Consider the following 4,166-nt stretch of genomic DNA (forward strand, 5'->3'; position numbering starts at 1 on the left):
ATGTTATTGGCACCTTGAATCTGTGCTTCAGTCATACACATATCATGTTCTTTCGCAAATTTAAGAGTTGCCTTTAACCCTTTGGTTTTTTCTCCTTTCAAACCTTCGAATGCTACTTTTACATCTATCATGTAGCAGTATTCTAAAAATCTTTTCAATGCCTTTTCCTTCTGGCTGTTCTTAAATAATAATTCCCATACAGACATCATATCTTCATGATAGAGAAGAATAATGATATCTCCATACCTGACTGCAAAATAGTATTCCGTTAACATTTGATCACGCCTCTTCAGATTTACTGTGCAGGTACTGCATGATTTCTTCATAGCTCCGTCCACTCTGTGCTATAGCATCCAATAACTTTTTCTGGCGAAGTGCATCCCTCTTATCCAATAAATCTTTTAATGTTGCTGCCGCAGCATCATACCGATGCTTTGCTTTCACCAGATTCTTCTGTGCTTTTTCAATTTTAGTGTCCAGTAGTTCTGCGTTTATTTCACGTGCCATATTTACCGCCTTTCTTTCTGAATGTTTGATTTCTTAAGTGTATTACTGATCTCTCCGGCTCGATAAGTAATGTTTCCTTCATTCATCCCAAAAGCCTCTAAGATTTTTTTCTGCTTTGCTGTTACAGCATGGTCCAGCCGGTATACATTATCCGTCTGGCGTGTCATTTCAATCTTCTCAAGTTCCCTGATTGCTGCCGGAACTGTCATATAATTCTGTTTCTTCTCAAGTTTTTCGTTCTCTTCCTGTAATGCAGTATAAATTTTGTTTCGGATTATCAGTGCGATGAATTGTGTAAAAATCCTTCCCTCAACTCCTTCGTTTGTATGTGAACGCATGCTCTTGTTTCCAAGGAATGATTTATCAGAGGCAAAAAGTTTCTCAGATACATCACGGCTCTTATAAAGATGCAGTGCTTCCTTTGCGGTCATCCTTTCGGATGTAATAATAACAAAGTATCCGCATAATGATATTTCCCGTTCTGTCACAGTTGTTTTTTCTTCCGGATATAAAAACACGCCATCTTTATCGTAGTGAAGATAAAAGTATTTTTCGTAAGCTGAACCGAACTCTACTGTTTCATTCTGATGTGACATCAGCAAAGCTGTCCGCTCTCTCAGTGCGTTTTCAAAATGCTCCCGTTCATCAGCATCTTTTGAAATACTATGATAAATATGAATGTATCTCTTTTTTTCATCGCCTTCAAATAAAGTCCTTTGTACTGTTTTTCCATACACACCATAGGCATTCATGTCACAAGAGCGCTTATTTTCGAACGTTCCTTTGTTCTCTAAGATCAAATCACTTATGAAAGAAGACATGCCTTTAGCCATGATCACAAAACTATAACCACATTCGTCTAAATAGCGTATATTTCCACGGCTGAAATATCCCCTGTCCAAAATGAAACCGATTTTTTTATAGCCATACCCAGTGATTTTACCAAGCATGGTCCTAAGCTGTGATACGTCGTTAATACTTCCAGGATAGGCTTCATAAAAGAGTGGTTCTTTATTCTTAAGATCATATCCAACCGAATAGTTGATGATAGCTGAACCGATATCTGTCTTGGCATGACCGAATTCAGCCAGTTCAATCTCTCCGGCCTGACAGTTCTTATTCGTAGAATCATAGGAAATATAAATACGCTCCCTTCGATTTCTCTTTGCATTCCATTCATTCAGAAAGCCTGTACTCTTATCCTTGGTGATGCTCTTAAAGAAATCACTTACCGACGCATCACTATAGATCTTCATACCAGAACTATACAGTGGATGATTGTATGCGTAATCCGGATAATGCTGTGCCACATTGCTTTCTTCTACAATAGAGTAAGAGGCAAGGTCAAGCAATAATGCCATATCCCGCTCAGAGAAGAACTGTCCGAGCAGCTTGTCTAACGAATAATCCAATACTATTTTATGCATTACAGCATATGTACCAACCCGCAGACAGCTGCTACGTTCTGTCCGGTCTTCCATCCCTGATAAGACTGCATCTGGAAAGTATTTCAGAAAGGCTTCGTTAGGAATCATCATAGTGTCATCATCTGGACATACCTTGCCTATAGTCGCTCTCTGTGGATAGGTATATTTTTTCTCCGGATCATAATAGCGATCATACTCATACTTAATATATGTGATATCCCCGCGTCTTAATCGGGTCAATTTTCCATGCACATCCGGTAGCTTAACTCTTGATTTCAGGTACATATTTGCCTCCTTTATTCAGGTTTATATAGCCCTAAATTTATTGTACAGCACAACCCGTATTTTTGCAATAATTTCCGCAGAAATACGGGCTTTTTTAAAATTTTATTTTCGTTAGGGCTACTCATTTTTGGAAGTTAAGGTAATCATGATGCCTTACTTGTCATGCAAAAAAATCGAAAATGATGTATATAATTTTCCTACATGGCAATACTGTAAGTACAAAGATATATTCGACAGCCGCATAATCATTAATTCGACAGCAAAATTTTACATATCTATTTCTTATCAGAAAGATTTACTTTCCATAGACACAAGAATTTTTACACCCTCGCATAAACACTTGGATTGCGGCCATTTTTTTTAATCTATTTTACACTACCCAAAAGTCAGGTTTTATTATCATAATATACCATTTACTATACGAACATCTGTAAATCTGGGATTAAAAGTATTCTAATGGACACGAATGTTATGCTTATATTCATCTACCATTTTAGTAAACATATTTTTCTCAAATTAACCTATTTTCTTACCTAAAATGACAGAAGCCCTCTCCGCTGGAAAAATATATCCTGCAGAAAAGGCTTTTTTCTTTTCCCTATTTAATTTTTGTTAAAAAGATTATCCTTAATCTCTTTCAGATCGCTTTGAACCTGATTCAGAATCTGAAATTTCTCAGTTAAACTCTCAATCACCGTCTGGTAATTTTTCTCTCGTTCTTCCTGCTTTGTATCCCTCTGTTCATTTGATTTCACAATGTAAATCAGAAGAAAAACCGCAAGCACAGCCCAGATTCCCTGTGAAACTGCCACATTCATAACCGTTGTTTCCATGGTTTCTGCCTCCTTCCTTAATCTTCTTTTATTATGCAAACTTTTTCTATGTTTTGTCTACTAAAAGTCTTTTCTAATCTTATTATTACCGTTTTAATTTAAAGCATATTTCTATTCTCTACAATTATTTTGCAAATCTCTTTTTACCATGTATTTCTTCTCCTATCGCTGATCTAAATTTGCAACCTCACTTAATAAAGAGTTTTTTCTCTTCCATTTGTAAACTCACAAATTTTTTTCTTTTTTAGTTTCTGATCAGCAGTTTTCTTACTACTTCCCCTAAAAAGGAGGTAGATACCTATGAAAACACTGACAGAACTTATCCAAAATTATCAAAATGGTATCCCAGATTCAGACAGTGAAATTCTCAAACGTATGGAACCGCTTGTGAAAGGATATGCATCCCGGATTCACTGCATGGAACGCGAAGATTCCACACAGGAATTGTATCTTACTTTGTTAAAGACATTGCCATATTTAAGTTCTTCATCCTCAGAAGGTGAATGTATCAGATACATGCAGACCTCTGTCGAAAACAGATATCGTTCCCTTTGCCGCAGTTGTCTTTCCGAACCTGAAAAAGATGATTTTGATTCTTGTTCTGTTTCATTACAGGCTCCCGACAGTTTTGATGACACCTATTATGATGTAACCGCATATATCAACTCTTACCCTTCGGACAGTGTCCAGAGAAAAATTCTGTCCATGTACTTTTATCAGGATAAAAGCGATGCCCAGATTGCCCGGAAACTGAAGCTGTCCCGCCAGTACGTCAATCGGATGAAGAAGAAACTAATTCTCAGATATATTTCCGAAAACAAATAAAGAAACACCTGCTGACCATAAATTTACAGTCTGCAGGTGTTCCCTTAGTTTTCATAAAATTTCCATTAATGCCATTCCCGTACCGGAAATGCCATTCATAAAAGCCAGATTCAGATATTCTGTCCCAGATATTTTTGCCGGGTGATCCAGTTGAAATAAAAGGCAGTCACATAACGCCTCATATTGCTCCTTCATTTTTTTATTACCATATTTTCGAAGGTACTTCTTCATAATAAGTAAATTCCCGGACATCCCATGACACAGACAAATTTTTTCATCCTGTTCTCCA

General features: G+C 36.9%; 6 protein-coding genes. 1 reads left to right on the top strand and 5 read right to left on the bottom strand.

All coding sequences use genetic code 11. The annotated features are described in order from the left end of the window. The 4 genes from AC075J_RS03415 to AC075J_RS03430 form a co-directional block, all read right to left on the bottom strand. Window positions 1-275 (bottom strand): hypothetical protein (locus tag AC075J_RS03415; RefSeq protein ID WP_476390001.1); only part of this gene is annotated, 275 nt, incomplete at its 3' end. A 4-nt stretch (window positions 276-279) separates the two neighbouring features. Then, window positions 280-507 carry a hypothetical protein gene (locus tag AC075J_RS03420; RefSeq protein ID WP_025579941.1) on the bottom strand — a complete coding sequence of 76 codons (228 nt, stop codon included), beginning with the start codon at window positions 505-507 and terminating at the stop codon, window positions 280-282. Between the two features lie 2 nt (window positions 508-509). Next, a complete protein-coding gene (locus AC075J_RS03425) occupies window positions 510-2,219 on the bottom strand; it encodes an IS1634 family transposase (RefSeq protein WP_025579939.1) in 1,710 nt (569 codons plus the stop codon). 602 nt (window positions 2,220-2,821) lie between these two features. Beyond that, window positions 2,822-3,052 (bottom strand): BhlA/UviB family holin-like peptide, encoded by a 231-nt coding sequence (locus AC075J_RS03430; RefSeq protein ID WP_025581193.1) that lies wholly within the window; start codon window positions 3,050-3,052, stop codon window positions 2,822-2,824. Between the two features lie 300 nt (window positions 3,053-3,352). Between AC075J_RS03430 and AC075J_RS03435 the strand changes: the two genes are divergently transcribed. Then, on the top strand, window positions 3,353-3,877 hold the full coding sequence (locus tag AC075J_RS03435; RefSeq protein ID WP_025581192.1) for an RNA polymerase sigma factor: 525 nt from the start codon (window positions 3,353-3,355) through the stop codon (window positions 3,875-3,877). 51 nt (window positions 3,878-3,928) lie between these two features. Here AC075J_RS03435 and AC075J_RS03440 read toward each other — a convergent pair. After that, window positions 3,929-4,166: lanthionine synthetase LanC family protein (locus AC075J_RS03440; protein WP_476390002.1), on the bottom strand; the 238-nt coding region annotated here is incomplete at its 5' end.

The sequence above is a fragment of the Blautia sp. ZXY-1-C6 genome (assembly GCF_056339875.1).

What these genes read in the sequence shown, in the direction of transcription:
- AC075J_RS03420 (WP_025579941.1), bottom strand. Translation starts at nt 507, where the DNA reads ATGGCACGTGAAATAAACGCAGAACTACTGGACACTAAAATTGAAAAA.
- AC075J_RS03425 (WP_025579939.1), bottom strand. Translation starts at nt 2,219, where the DNA reads ATGTACCTGAAATCAAGAGTTAAGCTACCGGATGTGCATGGAAAATTG.
- AC075J_RS03430 (WP_025581193.1), bottom strand. Translation starts at nt 3,052, where the DNA reads ATGGAAACAACGGTTATGAATGTGGCAGTTTCACAGGGAATCTGGGCT.
- AC075J_RS03435 (WP_025581192.1), top strand. Translation starts at nt 3,353, where the DNA reads ATGAAAACACTGACAGAACTTATCCAAAATTATCAAAATGGTATCCCA.